11 protein-coding genes, 1 tRNA gene and 1 pseudogene are annotated in these 19,450 nt (G+C 67.7%); 1 reads left to right on the top strand and 12 read right to left on the bottom strand.

All coding sequences use genetic code 11. The annotated features are described in order from the left end of the window. Window positions 1-59: 59 nt before the first annotated feature. Genes panC through pcnB form a run of 4 tightly spaced genes read right to left on the bottom strand, consistent with a single transcriptional unit; the run spans window position 60 to window position 3,605 of the window. Window positions 60-902, bottom strand: a complete 843-nt coding sequence (panC, locus tag PV764_RS03265) for a pantoate--beta-alanine ligase (protein ID WP_019183274.1) — start codon at window positions 900-902, stop codon at window positions 60-62. Continuing rightward, the gene (gene panB, locus PV764_RS03270) at window positions 899-1,714 is read right to left on the bottom strand and encodes a 3-methyl-2-oxobutanoate hydroxymethyltransferase (RefSeq protein WP_019183275.1); all 816 of its coding nucleotides are present in this window, start codon (window positions 1,712-1,714) and stop codon (window positions 899-901) included. Before panB ends, panC begins: the two co-directional genes overlap by 4 nt. Window positions 1,715-1,745: 31 nt before the next feature. Then, the gene (folK, locus tag PV764_RS03275; RefSeq protein WP_019183276.1) at window positions 1,746-2,234 is read right to left on the bottom strand and encodes a 2-amino-4-hydroxy-6-hydroxymethyldihydropteridine diphosphokinase; all 489 of its coding nucleotides are present in this window, start codon (window positions 2,232-2,234) and stop codon (window positions 1,746-1,748) included. Window positions 2,235-2,237: 3 nt separating this feature from the next. Continuing rightward, window positions 2,238-3,605: a polynucleotide adenylyltransferase PcnB gene (gene pcnB / locus PV764_RS03280; RefSeq protein ID WP_343312093.1), complete on the bottom strand. Its 1,368-nt coding sequence runs from the start codon at window positions 3,603-3,605 to the stop codon at window positions 2,238-2,240. Between the two features lie 50 nt (window positions 3,606-3,655). Here pcnB and PV764_RS03285 point away from each other — a divergent pair. Continuing rightward, window positions 3,656-3,730: transfer RNA gene (locus tag PV764_RS03285), tRNA-Glu, on the top strand. A gap of 148 nt (window positions 3,731-3,878) precedes the next feature. Here PV764_RS03285 and PV764_RS03290 read toward each other — a convergent pair. The 8 genes and pseudogenes from PV764_RS03290 to PV764_RS03325 all read right to left on the bottom strand — a co-directional run bounded on the left by PV764_RS03290 (window position 3,879) and on the right by PV764_RS03325 (window position 19,439). Beyond that, window positions 3,879-5,309 carry a sugar porter family MFS transporter gene (locus PV764_RS03290; RefSeq protein ID WP_070427114.1) on the bottom strand — a complete coding sequence of 477 codons (1,431 nt, stop codon included), beginning with the start codon at window positions 5,307-5,309 and terminating at the stop codon, window positions 3,879-3,881. Window positions 5,310-5,340: 31 nt separating this feature from the next. Beyond that, window positions 5,341-6,681: a xylose isomerase gene (gene xylA, locus PV764_RS03295; protein WP_261997377.1), complete on the bottom strand. Its 1,341-nt coding sequence runs from the start codon at window positions 6,679-6,681 to the stop codon at window positions 5,341-5,343. Then, a complete protein-coding gene (gene xylB, locus PV764_RS03300) occupies window positions 6,678-8,201 on the bottom strand; it encodes a xylulokinase (RefSeq protein ID WP_399620957.1) in 1,524 nt (507 codons plus the stop codon). Before xylB ends, xylA begins: the two co-directional genes overlap by 4 nt. Further along, the gene (locus tag PV764_RS03305) at window positions 8,198-10,576 is read right to left on the bottom strand and encodes a glycosyl hydrolase family 95 catalytic domain-containing protein (RefSeq protein WP_421116173.1); all 2,379 of its coding nucleotides are present in this window, start codon (window positions 10,574-10,576) and stop codon (window positions 8,198-8,200) included. The genes xylB and PV764_RS03305 overlap by 4 nt, the downstream gene beginning before the upstream one ends. 101 nt (window positions 10,577-10,677) lie before the next feature. Then, window positions 10,678-13,491: pseudogene (locus PV764_RS03310) on the bottom strand (TIM-barrel domain-containing protein); the annotation flags it as partial. 79 nt (window positions 13,492-13,570) lie between these two features. Continuing rightward, window positions 13,571-15,280, bottom strand: a complete 1,710-nt coding sequence (locus tag PV764_RS03315; RefSeq protein ID WP_421116174.1) for a DUF5597 domain-containing protein — start codon at window positions 15,278-15,280, stop codon at window positions 13,571-13,573. Between the two features lie 17 nt (window positions 15,281-15,297). Then, the gene (locus PV764_RS03320; RefSeq protein ID WP_421116175.1) at window positions 15,298-17,205 is read right to left on the bottom strand and encodes a sialate O-acetylesterase; all 1,908 of its coding nucleotides are present in this window, start codon (window positions 17,203-17,205) and stop codon (window positions 15,298-15,300) included. After that, on the bottom strand, window positions 17,202-19,439 hold the full coding sequence (locus tag PV764_RS03325) for a cellulase (protein WP_421116176.1): 2,238 nt from the start codon (window positions 19,437-19,439) through the stop codon (window positions 17,202-17,204). Before PV764_RS03325 ends, PV764_RS03320 begins: the two co-directional genes overlap by 4 nt. Between the last annotated feature and the right edge of the window lie 11 nt (window positions 19,440-19,450).

The raw sequence follows: 19,450 nt of genomic DNA on the forward strand, positions 1-19,450 counted from the left end.
ACGTCCGGCATCGCCCAGCAGCCACCCATGGGGTGGCCCTACCCGGCGGGGCGCAGCCCTCAAAACTCCAGGTTGTCGATCAACCGGGTGTTGCCGATCCGGGCGGCGATCAAGGCCACGCGGGTGCCGTCGTTGGCATCGGCCGGCTCGGACAGGTCCGGCAGGCGGACCACCGCGTAGTCGACCTGGAAACCGGCCGCCTGCAGGGCAGCCGCCGCCTCGGCTTCGATCAGGCTGCGGCTCTTGCCGGCGATGAAGCCCTCGCGCATCCCCAGCAGCACCTGGTGGATGGTGGTGGAGACCGGGCGCTGCTCGGCGTTGAGGTACTGGTTGCGCGAGCTCATCGCAAGGCCGTCGTCTTCGCGCACGATGTCGCCGCCGACGATCTGGATCGGGAAGGCCAGGTCTTCCACCATCTGGCGGATCACCGCCAGCTGCTGGTAGTCCTTCTTGCCGAAGGCGGCCACGTCCGGCTGGACCTGGTTGAACAGGCGCGAGACCACGGTGCAGACGCCATCGAAATGGCCCGGGCGGTGCGCCCCTTCGAGCAGGCCGCTGATGCCCGGCACGTTGACGCTGGCCGCCAGCTCGACGCCGAACGGGTACATCGATTCAACGGTGGGCAACCACAGCACATCGCAGCCGGCCTGCTCCAGGCCGGTGGTATCGGCTTCGGGCGTACGCGGGTAGCGGGTGAAGTCCTCGTTCGGGCCGAACTGGGTCGGGTTGACGAAGACGCTGGAGACCACGCGGTCGGCGTACTGCCGCGCCAGCGTGACCAGCGAATAATGCCCTGCATGCAGGTTGCCCATGGTCGGGACCAGCGCGACGCGCAGGCCCTCGCGCTTCCAGCCGTTGACGACGGCGCGCAGACGGGACAGTTCGGTGACGGTTTCGATCATGAGGCGTAGGCGTGTTCTGCGTCGGGGAAGGAGCCGTCGCGCACGGCGTCGGCGTAGGCACGGACCGCACCGGCAACCGACCCGCCTTCGGCAAGGAAATCCTTGACGAACTTGGGACGGCGATGGCCGCTGTCCAGACCGAGGAAATCATGCAATACCAGTACCTGGCCATCGCACTGCGGGCCGGCGCCGATGCCGATGGTGGGCACGCTGACCTCGGCAGTGACCAGGCCGGCGACCGGCGTGGGCACGCATTCCAGGACGATCAGGCTGGCACCGGCGGCGACCACGGCCTTGGCATCATCGCGCAGCTGCTGGGCGGCGTCGCCACGGCCCTGCACGCGATAACCGCCCAGGCGCAGCACCGACTGCGGGGTCAGGCCCAGGTGCGAGCACACCGGAATCTCGCGCTCGACCAGGTAACGGATGATGTCCAGCTTGAAGCCGGCACCTTCGATCTTGACCATTTCCGCACCGGCCTGCAGCAGGCGCAGCGAGGCGTCCAGCGCGCGCTCGGGGGTGGCATCGGCGCCGAACGGCAGATCGGCCACCAGCAGCGCGCGCTCCAGCACGCGGGCCACGGCGCGGGTGTGGTAGACCATGTCGTCGGTGGTCACCGGCAAGGTCGAGTCATGCCCCTGCACCACCATGCCCAGGGAGTCGCCGATCAGGATCAGGTCCACGCCATTGGCGTCGAAGCTGCGCGCGAAGCCGGCATCGTAGGCGGTCAACATCACCAGCTTCTGCCCCGTGCGCTTGGCCTCCGCCAATGCGGGGACGGTCCAGGGCTTGCTGTCTGCGTGGGTACTCATGAGCTGATAACCGGTGGCGATAAGCCCCGCATTATCCTCCTATTGAAGCGATCCCGCAGGCCTCGACCCGCACCACAGCATCCCGCACGCGGCCGTGACCGGGAATGACGGCCTCCGGCGCGATCTCTGCCAGCGGCAGCAGTGCGAACGCGCGCGTGTGCAGATACGGGTGCGGCACCTGCAGCTGCGGCAGATCGATGACGTCTTCGCCATACAGCAGCACGTCCAGGTCCAACGCGCGAGGGCCCCAGTGCACCGCCGGGTCACGGACACGCCCGAAGCGGCGCTCGATCTCCAGCAAGGCCTCCAGCAGCGCCGGCGCAGGCAGGGTGGTGTCCAGCACGGCGGCGGCGTTGACGAACGCCGGCTGGTCTTCGTTGCCCCACGCCGGCGTGCTGTACAGCTGCGAGCGCGCCTGCAGCGTGGTCTGCGGCAGCGCCGCCAGCGCCTGGAACGCCTCGCGCAGGGTCTGCGCAGCGTCGCCGAGGTTGGCGCCCAGTCCGATACAGGCCAGGGTCACGGCTTACTCGCCCGCCGCTCCACCGGGACGACGACGACGGCGGCGGCGCTTGCGCGGCGCACCGTCTTCGCCCTCGCCGTCGGCCTGGGCGGCATCCAGCGCCGAATCCAGCTCCGTGCCGGACTGCAGCTGCGCTTCGCGCCAGAACGCAACATCGGCTTCGTGCTCGCTGGAGGCGACCTGGCGCAGGACCAGGAAGTCGTAGGCGGCACGGAAGCGCGGATGGGTCAGCGTGCGGATCACCCGCTTGCGCTGGCGCGAACTGAAGCGCCCCTGCAGCAGCCAGATCTCCTGCATCGGCAGCGAGAAGCGGCGCGGCAGCGCGATCGTGGTCAGCTGGTGAAGGGTCACGCGGTCGGCGGCGCGGCGCTGGGCTTCTTCCAGCGCGACACCCTGCTTCTGCAGGCTGGCCAGGGCGCGGCAGAAGGCCGGCCACAGCAGCAGCGCGAACAGGAACGACGGCGACACCGGCTCGTCATTGGCCACGCGCAGGTCGGTGTTGTGCAGGCCTTCGATGACCATCCGGCGCAACGCGCCACTGCGGTTGCTGCGCAGCGCTGCGGCGCTCTCCGGGAACATGACGTCGAGCAGGCCATAGCGCTCCAGGCCTTCGAAGCTGGCCACGCCGTGCCCGGACAGGAACAGCTTGAGCACTTCTTCGAACAGGCGCGCCGGGGCGGCCTCTGCCAGGAGGTTGGCCAGGCGCGGCAGCGGCTCGGCGGTCGCCTCTTCGATCTGGAAGCCCAGTTTGGCCGCCAGGCGGACCGCGCGCAGCATGCGCACCGGGTCTTCGCGGTAGCGCTGCTCGGGGTCGCCGATCAGCTTCATCAGGCGGGCCTGCACGTCTTCAAAGCCGCCGGTGTAATCGCGCACCGAGAAATCCTCGATCGCGTAGTACAGGGCGTTGCAGGTGAAGTCGCGGCGGATCGCGTCGTCTTCGATGCTGCCGTACACGTTGTCGCGCACGAGCATGCCGTTTTCCATCTCACGGTCGCCGCTGCCATCGTCGATGTTGGCGCGGAAGGTGGCGACCTCGATGATCTCGCGGCCGAACACCACGTGCGCCAGGCGGAAGCGGCGGCCGATCAGCCGGCAGTTGCGGAACAACTGCTTGACCTGCTCGGGCGTCGCGTCGGTGGCAACGTCGAAATCCTTGGGGTGGCCGTTCACCAGCAGATCGCGGACGGCGCCGCCGACCAGGTAACCGGCAAACCCGGAATCACGCAGCCGGTACAGAACGCGCAGGGCGTTGGGGCTGATGTCCTTGCGGGAGATGTTGTGCTGATCGCGCGGGATCACGCGCAGGCTGAACGGTGATGTAGCAGAGGAATTGATGTTGGCGCTTCCGGTTGAGTTTTCGGGATTGCCCAATGGCATCTAGGTCCATATACTAGCGCGCTGCGCAGTTCGCGACAAAGCCTGCTCCCTTCGTCTAGAGGTTAGGACGTGGCCCTCTCAAGGCTAAAACAGGGGTTCGAGTCCCCTAGGGAGCACCAGTCGCGGTGCAGATAGCCAAAAACCCCGCCACGGCGGGGTTTTTTGCGTTCAGGGTCCCGGCTGGCGGCGTGCACCGTGGCAGACATCGGCCGGGGAGCACCCTCCCCGGCCAGGCTTCCTGACGCTTCCGGCCACCTCCGAAGGGGTTCAGCCTTCCATCTGCTCCAGTTCCTTGCCCTTGGTCTCCTTCACAAAGCGCAGCACGAAGAACACCGAGATCACCGCCGCGACCGTATAGATGCCGTAGGCCCCGGCCAGGCCGATGCTGCCCAGCAGGATCGGGAAGGACACGGTGATCGCGAAATTGGAGGTCCACTGCGCGGCACCGGCCACCGCCAGCCCCGAACCACGGATCTGGTTGGGGAACATCTCGCCCAGCATCACCCACATGACCGGGCCCCAGGACATGTTGAAGAAGATCACGTAGACATTGGCCGCCACCAGCGCCAGCACGCCCATGTTGTCGGTCAGCTGCAGCTTGCCGGCGGTATCCAGCGAGCCGCTGGCAAAGGCGATGGTAACCAGCGCCAGGGAGATCGCCATGCCGACCGAGCCCACCCACAACAAAGGCTTGCGGCCGATGCGATCGATCAGGACCACGGTGATCAGGCAGGCGCCGATGCTGAGCGCGCCGGACAGCACATTGATCAGCAGCGCGTCATTCTCCGAGAAGCCCACCGCCTGCCACAGCACCGCGCCGTAGTAGAAGACGACATTGATGCCGACCAGCTGCTGGAACACGGCCAGGCCGATACCGATCCAGACGATCGGGCGCAGCTTGCCGGTGGTCCTGCTGATCAGGTCAGAGAAGGTTGGCCGGTGCTGGTCCTGGGACAGCGAGCCTTCGATCTCGGTGATCTTGGCCTGCGCCTCGGCCGGTCCGTACAGGCGGGTCAGCACCGCCAGCGCCTGGTCACGGCGCCCTTTGACCACCAGAAAGCGCGGGCTCTCCGGGATCACCAGCAGCAGGCCCAGGAACAGCAGCGAGGGAATGGCCTGCATCCAGAACATCCAGCGCCATGCCGCCTGGCCCAGCCAGAGTTCCTGGGTGGAGGCCCCGGCCGCCTTGGCCAGCAGGTAGTTGCTCAGGAAGGCACAGAACAGGCCGCTGATGATCGCGATCTGCTGCACCGTGGCCAGCCGCCCGCGGTAACGGGCCGATGCCACCTCGGCGATGTAGGCCGGCGACATCACGCTGGCCGCGCCGACCGCGAAGCCGCCGATCACCCGGGCGATGATGAACACCGTGGAGCTGTGCGCCGCGCCCGCGCCAAGCGCGGAGAACAGGAACATCACTGCGGCGATGATCAGTACCCCCCGGCGGCCGAGCCGGTCGCCGAGGCGCCCGGCGAAAAACGCACCGATGGCGCAACCGAGCAGCATCGAGGCGACCTCGAAACCGATCCCGGCCGAACTGGACTGGAAGGTGTCCTTGAGGCCATCGACGGTGCCATTGATCACGCCGCTGTCGAACCCGAACAGGAAGCCACCGATGGTGGCCACGCAGCTGATCAGGACGATGAAGCCGGTGTTCTCGCCGCTGCCGGCGCGGGTACTGCTGAGCGAAGCACTGGACATGGTGATACCTGGGTCGGAAGGGGACGGCGGGTCAGCGCAGCAGGTACTGGTTGATCAGGTTCTCATACCTTTCCTGGCGGCCGCTGCGCTGCTGCGGTTCCCCCTGGGCCAGCGCCAGGCTGCGCAGCGCATCCAGACTGCTGCGACCGGCAGCGAACTCGGCACCGGCGCCGCTGCTGAAGCTGGCGTAGCGATCCTGGCGCCAGCCTTCCAGCGGCGAGGTCTCGATCAGGGCATGCGCCACCTCCAGGCCGCGTGCGAACGCATCCATGCCGCCGATGTGGGCCTCGAACAGATCTTCCGGCGCGGACGACTCGCGCCGCACCTTGGCATCGAAGTTGAACCCGCCCGGGGCCAGGCCACCCTGGCGCAGCACGACCAGCATCGCCCCGACGGTGTCGTACAGGTCGGTCGGGAACTGATCGGTGTCCCAGCCGTTCTGTGGGTTGCCACGGTTGGCGTCGATGCTGCCGAGCAGGCCGGCATCGGAGGCGACCTGCAGGTCATGGGCGAAGGTATGCCCGGACAACGTGGCATGGTTGGCCTCGATGTTGAGCTTGAAATCCTTGTCCAGGCCGTGCTCGCGCAGGAAGCCGACCACCGTGGCACTGTCGAAATCGTACTGGTGGTTCATCGGCTCCATCGGCTTGGGCTCGATCAGGAAATTGCCGGTGAAGCCGATGCTGCGCCCATGGTCACGGGCCAGCGTAAGGAAGCGCGCCATGTTGTCCTTCTCGCGCTTCATGTCCGTGTTGTACAGGCAGGCATAGCCTTCGCGGCCGCCCCAGAACACGTAATTCTCACCGCCCAGGGCCACGGTGGCCTCCAGTGCGGCCTTGACCTGCACCGCAGCGCGGGCAACCACGGCGAAGTCCGGATTGGTCGAGGCACCATTCATGTAGCGCGGGTGCGAGAACAGGTTGGCGGTACCCCACAGCAGCTTGACCCCGGTCGCCTTCTGGCGTTCGCCGGCAATGCCGACCATGTGCTGCAGGTTGGCCTCGTACTCGGCGATATCGTCGGCGTCCGGCGCCAGATCGATGTCATGGAAGCAGTAATACGGCACGCCGAGCTTGGTGATGAATTCGAACGCGGCATCGGCCTTGGCCTCGGCGCGCGCCAGCGGGGTATTGCCCGCGTCCCACGGATACACCCGGGTGCCCGGGCCGAACGGGTCATGCCCGGTCGCGCAGAAGCTGTGCCAGTACGCCACCGCGAAGCGCAGGTGCTCGGCCATGGTCTTGCCGCCCACGCGCTTGTCCGCGTCGTACACCTTGTAGGCCAGCGGATTGTCCGAGTCGCGTCCCTCGAACGGGATGCGGCCGATGCCGGGGAAGTATTCCTTTGCGCCGATGTAAACGGAGGTGCTCATTGCTCGGATCCTTGCGGTGGTGACGGGTCGGTGCGCAGCAGCGGACCAACCTCGGAAAGATGGTGGAGGAAACGCCGGTAGTGTTCTGCGTAACGCGGCACAGTGTGCGGATCCGGGGTGGCCGACAGCGCCGCATCGAAACGCACATGCGCATCGACGGTTGCGGCCAGGCTGTCGCTTCCCCCCTGCCCGCGCTGCGAGGCCCACAGCGCCTGCAGCGCCGCGCCGAAGGCCGCGCCTTCAGCTTGGGTGGGCACCTTCACCGGCAGATCGAACACATCGGCGATCAATTGCCGCCATGCCGCACTGTTGCTGCCGCCGCCGGTGAGCAGCACGGTGTCGAAGGACAGGCCCGCGCTGGTGAAGGCGTCATAGCCGTTGCGCAGGCTGTAGGTGGCGCCTTCCATCGCGGCGCGATAGAAATGCGCCGGCGTGGTGTTGTGCAGGTCCATGCCGTGCAGGCAGGCGCGCGCGTTGGGCAGGTCGGGCGTGCGCTCGCCGTTGAAGTACGGCAGCATCACCAGCCCGCCGGCGCCGGGTTCGGTCTGCGCCATCAGCGCCTCGCCACCGCCACGCGGAAGGTTGAACAGCGCCGCCATGCGCTCGGTGGCGACAGTGCAGTTCATGGTGCAGATCAGCGGCAACCAACCGCCACTGGAGGAGCAGAACGCAGCCCAGCGTCCGGCGTCGTCGACCACCGGGTGGTCGGCATACGCGAACAGCGTGCCGGACGTGCCCAGGCTCATGGTCAGCCGCCCTGCTGCAACATTGCCGGTGCCCAGCGCCGCCATCATGTTGTCGCCGCCCCCGGTGGAGACCTGCACGTCGGCCGGCAGGCCCAGCAGTGCGGCGATCCGCGGCGCCAGGGGGAAGGTCGTTTCCAGGGGAACCAGCGGCGGCAGCAGCGCGGCCAGGTCGCGCTGCGGGTCGATCGCCTGCAGCAGTTCGGGTGACCAGCGCCGCTGGCGCACGTCCAGCCAGCCGGTGCCGGATGCATCACCGTACTCGGCGTAACGCTGCCCGGTCAGCCAGAAGTTGATGTAGTCGTGCGGCAGCAGGATGCCGTCCAGTTCCGCATAGGCCTGCGCACGATGGCGGCGCGTCCAGGGCAGCTTGGAGGCGGTGTAACCGGCGAGGATGGGATTGCCGGCCAGCGCGATGCAGGCGGCGGTGCCGCCCACGGCCGCCATGATCGGCTCGCAGTCCGCCGCGGTACTGGTATCGCACCACAGCTTCACCGGGGCGATCACCTCGCCACGTGCGTTGATCGGGACGAAGCCGTGCTGCTGGCCGGAAACGCCGATCGCCCGGATGCGGCCACGCTGCGCGGCCGTGAGCTCGGCGAAGCAGGCGATGATGCCATCGATCCACCACTGCGCCTGCTGCTCGCGGGTGCCATCGTCGTGGCTGACCAGCTGCATCGGCCGGGCGACCGTGGCCACCACCTCGCTCAGCGCCGGGTCATAGGCCAGCAGCTTGACGCTCTGGGTGCCGACATCCAGCCCTGCATACAGACTCATTGCTTCACCAGTTGATTGCCGCGCAGGCCGATGCGCTGCTGGCCGCCGGCGCGCAGCGCCACGGTCAGCGTGCTGTCGCCATGCACGAGTTGATAGGTGCCCCCGCGCTCACTGCGCAGCAGGGCCGAGTGCAGCCGGCCATCGCGCCAGTGCAGGTCCACGCCGGCCGCGTTGCGCACGCGCAGGCCACGCACCTGGCCGTCGGGCCAGGCCTGCGGCAAGGCAGGCAGCAGGAAGATCGACCCGCCCCAGCTCTGCAGCAGCATTTCGGTGATGCCGGCCGTGCCGCCGAAATTGCCGTCAATCTGGAACGGCGGATGCGCGTCGAACAGGTTCGGGTAGGTGCGCTCGGGCGAGAGCAGCATCTTCAGGATCTGCAGCGCGTGCTCGCCGTCGCCCAGCCGCGCCCACAGGTTGAGCCGCCAGCCGATGCCCCAGCCCGTCGCCTCGTCGCCGCGGATCTGCAGCGAACGCTTGGCCGCAGCCGCCAGTGCGGGGGTGTCGCGGATGTTGATCTGGCTGGAAGGGTGCAGCGCATACAGATGCGAGACATGCCGGTGGTGCATTTCCGGCGCCTCCGTGTCCCAGTCCTGCTGCCACTCCTGCAGCTGCCCGGCCTTGCCGATCCGATCGGCAGGCAACTGCGCGCGCAGCGTCTTCAACTGCGCAGCGAAGGCCGTATCGACACCGAGGGCTGCACTGATCTGGATGCACTGCGCGAACAGATCGCGCAGCAGCTGCGCGTCCATCGCCGGGCCGGCGCATATCGCCGCCCCGAACGGATGCTGGTTCTCAGGCGAGATCGAGGGATTGGTGACCATCGCGCCGGTGTTCGGGTCGCGCTGCAGGGTGGCCACGAAAAACTCGGCGGCCCCCTTGAACAGCGGATGGATCCGGCGCAGATAGGCTGGATCGCGGCCGTAATCCCAACGGTCCCACAGCTGCTGCAGCAGCCAGACACCGCCCATCGGCCACAAACTCCACTGCGCGCCGTCGATCGGGCCCGCCTGGCGCCACAGGTCGGTGTTGTTGTGCACCACCCAGCCCGGGGCATCGTAGATGCGCCGCGCCGTGACCGCGCCGGTGCGGGCCAGGTCGAACAGCATCTCCTCCAGCGGCTGCACGCATTCGTGCAGCGCATTGGCCTCGCTGGGCCAGTAGTTCATTTCGGTATTGATGTTGATCGTGTACTTGCTCTCCCACGGCGGTGCCATGAGGTCGTTCCACACGCCCTGCAGGTTGGCCGGCTGCGAGCCGGGCCGCGAACTGCAGATCAACAGGTAGCGCCCATATTGGTGATACAGGGCGGCCAGCGCCGGATCGTTGCCGCTGGCGAAGGCCTGCACGCGCTGATCGGTCGGCAGCTGCGCGGCCGGCGTGCTGCCCAGATCGATCGACACGCGCCGGAACAGCGCCTGGTGCGCGGCCAGATGGCGCGCCAGCAGCGCCGGATAATCATGGGCATCAGCCTGCGACTGGTGCGCCGCGGTGAGCGCCTGCGGATCCCCACTGACGTCGTCGAAACGGCGGAAGCTGGTGGCGGCCGTCAGCACCAGCACCAGTTCGTCGGCACCTTCCACCTGCAGGCGATCGCGTGCGACCCGCAGCGTGCCACCGCGCAGTCGCGGCTGCACCCGCAGCGCAAAACGCAGCTTGCCTTCAATACCGGCGAAGCCCGCATTGTGCCCGTGGAACAGCAGACCGCCCTCGTCGGCGGCTACCTCGCCTGCCTGCGGGCTGTCCACGCCCAGCCGCAGCGAGACCCGGCCCGGCAGGTCGGCGCTGAGCCGCACCACGATGCACTGGTCCGGTTCGGACACGAACACCTCGCGCCGGTGCCAGGCGCCGCCGCTGCGGAATTCGGTGGTCGCCACGGCCGTGTCCAGATCCAGCGACCGGCGATACCCGTCGATATGGTCGGCACGGTCGAAATCCAGCAGCAGATCGGCCAGCGGCTGATACGGCATCTGCTTGGCAGGCCGCGACAGCAGCTTGGCGTCGGCCAATGCTTCGGCCTCGGCGTAACGCCCGGCGAAGACCAGCGCGCGCACCTCCGGCAGGGCTGCCAGGGCCTCCGGACTGGTCGCATCGTAGGGCCCCCCGGCATACAGGGTGTCCTCGTTGAGGCCGATCCGTTCGTGCGCGACTCCGCCCCAGACCATCGCGCCCAATCGACCGTTCCCGGTCGGCAGCGCCTGCACCCACTCGGTGGCGGGCGCGCGGTACCAGAGCTGCAGGGCGTCGCCTGTCGCCCCAGCGGCGTCGCCCCGCGCTGCAGCCACTGGCACCGCACCGGCCTGCGCCGACCACCCGGTCGCGGACAGGGTCAGCCCGGCCCCGAGCGCTTTGAACAGACCGCGACGGCTCAGTTCCACAGCATCACCCTGCTCTGCATTGGCTTGCCCGCGCTGCCTGCTGCCACTTCAACGCCCTCCAAGGCAAAATGTCCACCGGTAGTCATCCGCATCGTAGGCGATCAGCGCGCGGCTGCCATCTTGCGCTGCGGCACGACCACCGCCTTGCCGTCGTAGCGCACGGTCTGGTCGATGGCCGGGGCCAGCGCACCGGCATCGGCACGTGGTCCATCCACAAAGCGGACCTGGATCGTGCGCTGCGCCTGCATGCCCTTCCACTGGCCTTCGCGCTTGCCGATGCGCAGTTCGCGCGTGGCCTGGTTCCACTGCAGCGGGATACGACTGAACTGCCCCTTCTCATAGCCATAGCTGCGGCCGTCGTCCTCGTACAGCGAGAAGGCACCGTCCGCACCGGTGTAGACCACCACCGTCAGCGGCGCATCCGGCTGCTCATCCACGTACTGTTGCACCGGGCCGGTTGGAATGATCGCGCCCGCGCGCACGTACAGCGGGATGCGTTCCAGTGGCGCGGCGGCATCGATGGTCTGGCCACCCTGCAGGCGCTGGCCGGTGTAGTAATCCAGCCAGGTGGTGCCGGCCGGCAGGTACACCTTGCGCGAGGTCGCGCCGAATGTGGTGACCGGGGCGACCAGAAGCGATGGCCCGAACAGGTACTGGTCGTTGATGTCCCGGACCGCCGCATCCGACGGGAAGTCCATCGGCAGGCCGCGCATGATGCTGCCGTCGCGGTGCCACGTGTCCGCGGCCAGGGTGTAGATGTAGGGCAGCAGCGTGTAACGCAGGCGGCTGTAGTACACCATGCTGTCGTAGTACGGCGTGCCTTCCGGCGCGATGTTCCAGATTTCACGGAACGGGTACTGCCCATGCGAGCGGAACAGCGGCACGAACGCACCGAACTGGAACCAGCGGGTGTTCAGTTCGCGCCACTCGGGCAGGTGCGCCGGATCCTCTTCGGAATACCGCTTCTCGGTGGAGAAGCCGCCGATGTCGAAGGTCCAGTTGGGCAGGCCGGACATGGCGGTATTCACGCCGGCCGAGACCTGCTCGAGCATGTCATCCCAGCGCGACACGATGTCCCCGCTCCAGACCGCCACGGCGTTGCGCTGGGTGCCGGCATAGCCCTTGCGCGAGAGGATGAAGACACGCTGGCCATCGGCGGCGCGGTCCCCTTCATACACGCCCTGGGTGTGGGGCAGCGGATACGAGTTGAAGAACTCGGTGGACGGGCCGAGCGCGGTCGGCGTGGTACGTGCCTTGCGCTCACCGATATCCAGATTGGAGTGCACGTCCGGTTCGTCGGCGTCCATCCACCAGGCATCGAAGCCCTTGCTGTTCAACTTCTCGTTGATCTGGCGCCAGTAGATCTGCTGCGCCTTGGCCGCATACGGATCATAGAACGAGTTCTTGTAGCCCTTGCCGATCCAGTCCAGCTCGCCCACCTCGACGTTGCGCTGGTACATGAAGCCGGCCGCGTCCAGTTCCTTGTAGTTGGCCGTGGTCGGGTAGAACTTCGGCCACACCGAAATCATGACCTGCGCGTGCTGGTCATGGATGTGCTTGACCATGCCATCCGGATCGGGGAAGTGGGTGGAATCGAAGTCGTGCGAGCCCCAGGCATCCTCCGGCCAGTACGACCAGTCCAGTACGATGTTGTCGATCGGCAGCTTGCGGCGGCGGTACTCGTCCAGCACGCCGAGGAGTTCATCCTGGCTCTTGTAACGCTCGCGGCTCTGCCAGAAGCCGTACGCCCACTTGGGCAGCATCACGGCCTTGCCGGTGAGTTCGCGATAGCCGGCGATCACCTGATCGGCGTTGCCGCCGGCGACCACGTAGTAGTCGACCATCTGCCCGGCTTCGGACCACAGCGAGAGATCGGCCGCTTCGGCCTGCGGCAGCGGATCACGGTGCAGCAGCGCGATGTAGCTGGGGTCGATCAGGTCCCACTCGACCTTGATCTGGTGGCGGGTGCCGGGCGTGAGTTCGAGCGCGAACTCGTGATGCCACGGGTTCCAGTTCTGGCGCCAGCGATCGATCACCAGCTTGCCGTCCACATACAGCTTGATGTATTCGCTGCCGTACAGGGAGAAGGTATGGTGACCGGCGGTCTTCGCCTCGATCGCGCCGTCCCAGACCACCTGCGAGCGCCCACCCTCAGCCGTGTTTCTGCCCTTGGCCGGGAACGCGGTGAGGTCCTTGATGTACTGGTAGTTCACTTCCGGCTCGCGGCGCTCGACGCGGGTCTTGCCATCAACGATGTATCGGGCGGTCAAGGCGCCGGCCTTGCCCTTGGCATCGAACACCTGAAGGGACGACTGCAGCGGCTGCAGCCCACGCGGGTCACCCAGCCGGGTGATCGCATTGTTGTCCCAGAGCAGACCGTAATTGCGGCTGGAGACGATGAACGGCACCGCCATGTCGATGTTGCCTTGGAGCAGCTCGACGTCGCGCCCCTTCTGGTTCATCCAGCCCTGCTGGTGCTGGCCGAACCCGTAGATCGCCTCATCGCTGGGTGACTCGAAGCGCTGGCGCACGCTGTAGTACGCCTTGCCTTCCACGCTGAGCGGGCTGAAGCTGCGGCCACCGGCGCGCTCGGCCAGCAGCGGCTTGCCTTCGGCATCGCGGAAGCTGACATGGCCATCGGCTTCGGAGATCTCCGCGCTGATGCCGGCGGCAACCAGGCGCACGTTGCCGCCGCCCTGCTCCACCGTGAAGCGCGGCTTCCCCTTCACGGGGACACGCATCAGGCTGGGGGTGCGCTTGAAGTCGCCGTCCGGATCGGCGCTGACCCGCACGATGTTGTCGTCCACCAGTTCCAGCCGGACCTGGGCCGCGCCGGCCTGGGCCGGCACCACCACCACACCGTTGTCCAGCACGCGATGGCTCTGGGCCATCGCCGGTGACGCCAGCAATGCCAGCAGCGGCACGCTCAGTACGCTCATGTAACGCATTCAGTGCTCCCTTCTCATTCGTTGCGCGGGTGCGGGCACCCCCGGTTCAATACGTCGCCAGCGTGACCTTGAGCAGCTGCGGCGCAGTGGTGAAGTTCAAGCCGTAATCGGTCTGGTCGCCGTTCCAGTTGCGCTGGAACTGCCACTGGCCATCCTTGTAGAACCCCTCCTCGACACGATCGAGCACCATGTTCGCGGTGGCCTCTCCGGCCGGGTGCAGGGTGACCCGCGCGTGCTGGGCGGTGATCAGGAATTCGTCCGGGCCGAGTTCGGCGATCAGCGCACTGCCGATCGGCTCGGGATTGCCCGGCGGCTGGCCCTGGAACCAGAACTGCGGCACGCCATAGGTGACGGTGGCGCGCCAGCGCGCATTGAGCGGTACGTCCTGCACCGCCTGGCCGGCTTCTTCGGCCACGCCATGCAGCTTGCCTTCGGCCGAGGCCTTGGCGAACTGGCGCATGCCCAGGCTGACCAGCTGGAAGCCCGTGGCGAACGGCGCCAGTGTTGCCTCGTCCACCGTCTTCGCGCCCAGCGGATAGTTGCTGTAGTGGCTGAAATCGATGCCGAACGTGGACCAGCCGATGCCGTCATGGCCCAGCGTCGGGAACAGGTAGCGTGCATACGGTGGCGCGTTGCCGGTCTCGGCGACGAACAGCGCGTTGTCCGGCCGCGCATAGCGCTCCAGCACCGTGGTGTACATGCGGTACTCGGGCATGTAGATGTCCGGGGCCAGGAAATCGATATGGGGCCCGGCGGCCTTCCACACATCGAGCACGTTGTCGGTCGGGCCACCACTGGCGTACTGGCCCGGCTGCCCGGGGTTGAACGGCCCGCGCAGCGCGCCGTTGACGTACATCGGCAACGGATACACCGCCTTGCCCGCTTCGGTGACCTGGTCGATGAAGCGCCCGATCGACCAGGCATGGAAGAATTCGTCGGCGTCCGCGCCGAATACCTGGGCCCAGGTACCGGCCGGTTTGCCGAGCTTGCGCAGCAGCTCGGCCGGCACCGGGCCGTCGAACAGTTGCTGCGCCATCGGCGAGAAATCGCGGACGCTGCCATAGGTGCCCGGCTCGTTCTCCGGCTGCACCATGATCACCGTGCGCTGTGGATCGGCCGCCTTGAGATGCTGCATGAAGGCAACGAAGGCCCTGCGATCCGCCTCCAGCGTGGCCGGGGCGTGCGGCGACAGCGAACCGATGCTGCGCCCGTCGCGGGTGATCACGCGGGGGAAGCGGGTGTTATCGGTCTTCACCCAGCGCGGTGCGTAGGCCGGGCCGTTGTTCTTCCAGGTGGCAAACCACAGCAGTACCAAGCGCACGTCATGTTCACGCGCCTGCTCCAGCAGCGTATCGACGAAGGTGAAATCGAACTTGCCTTCCTCCGGCTCGATCTGTTCCCAGGCGATCGGCACCTGCACCGTATTTGCACCGATGATCTTCACCGCCGGCCACACTGCCTCCAGCGCTGCGGCGTAGTTGCTGGAGTTGTTGACCTGCGCGCCCAGCACCAGGAAGGGCTCACCATCGACCAGCAGCGCATGCCTGCCATCCTTGCTGGTGAACTGCGGGATCGGCGCCTGCCTGGCGTCATCGTTCGTCGCCGGTTTGCCTGTCGCGGAAGGCTGTGCAGCCGTGGCGCCATCGGCCGGTGTCGGCGTCGGTGCCTGCTCACAGGCGGCCAGCAGACAAAACAAGGCGGCCGGCAGCAGCAGGCGGCGCGGGAACAGCGGAAGCGGGTATGTGGTCGGAGACATGCACGGGGTCCTTGTGGTCACCAGGTATCGCTGCGGAACGGCGACGCCGGCAGCTGTTGCGAATTGATCAGGTTGGCGTCGGCGGGGTTCTCCCGCCAGGCATAGCGCACTGCCACCGGCGTGGCGACCGCCTCGCTGTGGACAATCACGCGATCACCATCGATTCGCGCCTGTGCAGGGTGGAACCGGCGGTCGGCACCGGCCACGGTGAAACCCTGTACCTGCATCCCACCGCCGCGCACCGCCAGCACACTGCCCATCGGATCGAAGGTGATGACGGCCTGGCCGCGATCGAAGCGGACGTCGCGCTGCACCGGACCGCTGTACGTCAGCGTTTCGCCATACGCCGCGTGCCGGGCGGCCAGCGCCAGGCGTGCGCCGACATCGCGCTTGTTGCGCGGATGGATATCCGTCGCATTGCCCAGGTCGATGCTCACCACCTGCGCGGTATGCGGCAGCGACAGCGCCGCCGACTGCGACTCGCGCAGCAACGCCCACGGGCTCTGCTCACCGTGATCGGCGCCCGCGCCGAAGCTGGCCAGCTGCACCCAGACAAACGGCAGCGCCGGTGCGTTCCAGTCCTGCCGCCACTGCTGGATCAAGGCCTTGAACTGATCCCGATAGGCCAGCGCTCCGGCATCGGTGGCATTGCTCTCGCCCTGGTACCAGATCACCCCCTTGATCGGGAATGGCGGCAACGGGTGGATCATGCGGTTGTACAGCAGCGTCGGGGTCTGGTTCTTGTCATCGTCCAGGGCGACCGTCACCTTGCCGGGACGGAAACGCCAGCCTTGCAGCGGCACCTGGCTGCCATCGGCCAGGCGCACGAACAGTTCGGACGGCTCACCGTGGATACCACCGCCACCGCCCAGGTCCTCGACCCGCACCGCAACCACGTTGCGGCCGGCCTGCAGTTGGCCGGCGGGCAGCGGATACACACGCGGTGTGTTCCAGGCCATCGTCGTCGCGCCGACCTGCACGCCATTGACGAAGGTGCGGTCCGCGTCATCGATCCGTCCGACTCCAAGGGTGCCGGCCTGCGCAGCCTGTGCCGCGCTCAAGGTGAACTCGGCACGGTACCAGCCGATCCCGTCCATGCCGGCATAGCCGCCGGTTTCCCATAGCCCCGGGAGCGTGGCGGCTTCCCAGTCGCGGTCGTCGAACCGGGCTGCGGCCCACTGCGGCTGCTCGTCAAAGGTGTGCCACTGCGCAAGGCGTTGGCGCACCTTGGCCAGGGTGCGTGCATCCGTCTCGCGTTGCGCCTGCATGCGCGTGGCCAGCGCGCCTGCATCAATGTCCTGCAGCGCGGCGGGCATCCAGGCTTCGATGGTGCTGCCGCCCCAGCTGCTGTCGATGATGCCGATCGGCACCCCGGCGTGCTGCCGCAGCTCGCGCGCGAAGTAGTACGCGACCGCGGAGAAGCTCCCCGCGTTGGCGGGGGACGCCGGCAGCCAGCGGCCACCGGCCAGTGTGGTTTCCGGCTGCCCGGACCAGGATTTGGGAATCTTGAAATGACGCAGCTGCGCGTCGCTCGCAGCGGCGACGGCCGCCGCCGCGTCCTGCGTATCGTGCAGCGGCCATTCCATGTTGGACTGACCGCTGGCCAGCCAGACATCGCCGAACAGGACATCGCGCACCTGCAGCGCGCGCCCGTCGCCCGTGATCTCCAGCTGGAATGGGCCACCGGCCGCGTGCGGCGGCAGCACGACCTTCCAGCTACCGTCCGTACCGACCGTGGTACTGGCACGTTCGCCGTCGATGCCGACCTGCAGGCGTGCGCCGGGCGTGGCCGTACCCCACACCGGCAGCGGCTGGTCACGCTGCAGCACCATGCCGTCGGCGAACATCCGCGGCAGGACCGGCTCGGCCTGCACGGCGGCGGTGACCATCCACAGCGATACCGCCAGCGCACACGCTCGTTTCATTGTGGATCTCCATAGACGATGCCGCGCCCACCGGTGGCGAAGTAGACGCGCCCATGCAGGCGCGGATCCCCGGTGACGCGTTGAATCTGCCCGAACTGGTGCGCGGCGTCATCGATGCGCAGCCACCGGGCACCGCCGTCATCGGAACGGAAGAGCCCATGGACGCCCTCGACGGTGCCCGCAACGAACACGCTGGCAACGTCACGACCCGGGGCACCCTTGCCGACGCCGAGGCTGTGAACCGCATCCACCCCCGCCACGCGCTGCAGATCACCAGCGCGCCAGCGCAGCAGCCCCTGCGGACCGGCACCGACATACACCAGCCCACCTTGCTGTGGATCGGCGCGCAGCTCGGCCGTCAGCACCGGGGCCGGCGCCAGGCGTACGCGGTCGGCGACGAACGAGGCGCCACCATCGTCGCTGCGCAGCAACGCGCCGCTGGCGGCGTCGTACCCATACCAGTGCGCAGGCGAGCGGGTGTCCGCGACCACCACGGCAGTGTTGGGCAGGCCGCGCACGGCCTGCCAATGCCGGCCGTGGTCATCGGTGTACCAATGGCTGCCGCGCAACGTGTGCCACAGCACCCGGCCGCCATCGCTGCCGATGCGGATGCGGCCCGCGCCCTCGCCGTCCGGCGGTTCGCTGACGAACGCCTGCCACGTACGCCCACCATCGTTCGACCAGGCCGCACGGACCTCGTCATGCAGGCGATGGCGCACGGTGCCGCTGCGCACCACGTGGGAAGGTGACTGCGCGGCAGCGTCGATGCTCTCGCTGTTGGTCAGGCGCGGACCGGCGTACTGCAATGGCGACACGGTCAGGTCATCGTGGCGGAAGCCATCGATGTCGCCCAGCGCGCTCAGCAGGTGCGCGCCCTGCCCCGGGCTGACCAGGTCCAGCGGGACCGTTTCTTCCAACCCATCATTCTGGAACCACCACTGCACGGGCTGGCCGTGATCGGCCGCGCGGACATCGCGGCTCGCCCATAGGCCGTAGCCGGTGACGAACAGCACCCGGCGCGAATCGAACGGATCGATCTGCACATCGGCGATCCAGTGCGGGGAGGCGTGCGCGGTCCATGGCGCATTGCCGTGGTCGAACCTCGCGCCCGCGATGACCGGGGTCCAGCTGCGACCGCCATCGGTACTGCGGAAGATATCGTCGTGCGGCCCGAAACGGTTGAAGGTGCTGGCCATCACCACGTCCGGGTTGCCGGCCTCCACAGCGACCGCGCCCCAGCCGAAGCCATCGCCCTGGGTGTCGCTGGATTGCGGCACCGGGCTGATGTCCTGCCACCGAGCCTGCTTGATGTCGAAACGCCACAGTGCCCCGTTGCCCATGCGGTCCGGGCCGGGCAGATCCGCATAGGCGATGTAGAGGCGACCGTCGCTGCCCTGCGCCATGCGGGTGGGACGCAGACCGGTCGGTTGCCCGGGCAGTGGCTGCCAGGCGCGCCCACCATCCGTGGAGCGGAAAATCGCCGGGCCCGTCGTCGTCGATACGCCAGCGTAGATCACCGGTGTAGGGCTGCCAGCGCGGCCACTGCGCGCATCGAACTGCACGAACACGATGCCGATCTGCTGCGTGCCGTTCCAGGCCGGCGCGCTGGCCTGCGCGCTGCGCGCGATCGCCGGGAAGGTCGTCACTTCCTGCCAGTGCGCACCATGGTCGTCACTGCGCCACAGGCCATTGCTGCGTGAGCCGAGCAGGAGAATGCCGCCTTGATGGGGGTCTACGGCCAGTCGCTCGCCATTGCCGCGCGAAAGCTCGTTGCCACCGAGTTTGAAGGGAAGATCGGTGCGCGCGAACGTGGCCCCCCGATCGGACGAACGCAGGATCGCGCCATTGCCCACGCGGGGGTTGGTATAGGTGCCTGCGGCCAGATAGACACGCTGCGGGTCGCGCGGGTCCACGGCCAGGCTTTCGATACCGGTGAGATTGGCATCGTCACGACCGAGCCAGTCGGTCAACGCGCTCCAGCGGCCGCTGGCCTGATCCCAACGGTAGGCACCGCCGACATCGGTGCGCGCGTACAGCAGGTCCGGTTCGGCCGGATGGAAGACCAGCCCGGTCACGAAGCCACCGCCACCGATGGCCACGTTGCGCCACTGGTAGGGCGCCGCGGTGGCGAGAACCGGAAACGCGGCCAGCAGCAGCACCAGCCACCCTGCCCGGCAGTGACGCGGGCGGACCGATGCGCGCACGGTCCAGATCAGCCAATCGGCGGGGGTCATGCACGGGCCTC

The organism is Stenotrophomonas sp. AS1 (genome assembly GCF_048957655.1).
GTDB classification, from domain to species: Bacteria; Pseudomonadota; Gammaproteobacteria; order Xanthomonadales; family Xanthomonadaceae; genus Stenotrophomonas; species Stenotrophomonas bentonitica_A.

What these genes read in the sequence shown, in the direction of transcription:
- panB (WP_019183275.1), bottom strand. Translation starts at nt 1,714, where the DNA reads ATGAGTACCCACGCAGACAGCAAGCCCTGGACCGTCCCCGCATTGGCG.
- PV764_RS03315 (WP_421116174.1), bottom strand. Translation starts at nt 15,280, where the DNA reads ATGTCTCCGACCACATACCCGCTTCCGCTGTTCCCGCGCCGCCTGCTG.
- xylB (WP_399620957.1), bottom strand. Translation starts at nt 8,201, where the DNA reads ATGAGTCTGTATGCAGGGCTGGATGTCGGCACCCAGAGCGTCAAGCTG.
- panC (WP_019183274.1), bottom strand. Translation starts at nt 902, where the DNA reads ATGATCGAAACCGTCACCGAACTGTCCCGTCTGCGCGCCGTCGTCAAC.
- PV764_RS03320 (WP_421116175.1), bottom strand. Translation starts at nt 17,205, where the DNA reads ATGAAACGAGCGTGTGCGCTGGCGGTATCGCTGTGGATGGTCACCGCC.
- PV764_RS03325 (WP_421116176.1), bottom strand. Translation starts at nt 19,439, where the DNA reads ATGACCCCCGCCGATTGGCTGATCTGGACCGTGCGCGCATCGGTCCGC.
- PV764_RS03290 (WP_070427114.1), bottom strand. Translation starts at nt 5,309, where the DNA reads ATGTCCAGTGCTTCGCTCAGCAGTACCCGCGCCGGCAGCGGCGAGAAC.
- xylA (WP_261997377.1), bottom strand. Translation starts at nt 6,681, where the DNA reads ATGAGCACCTCCGTTTACATCGGCGCAAAGGAATACTTCCCCGGCATC.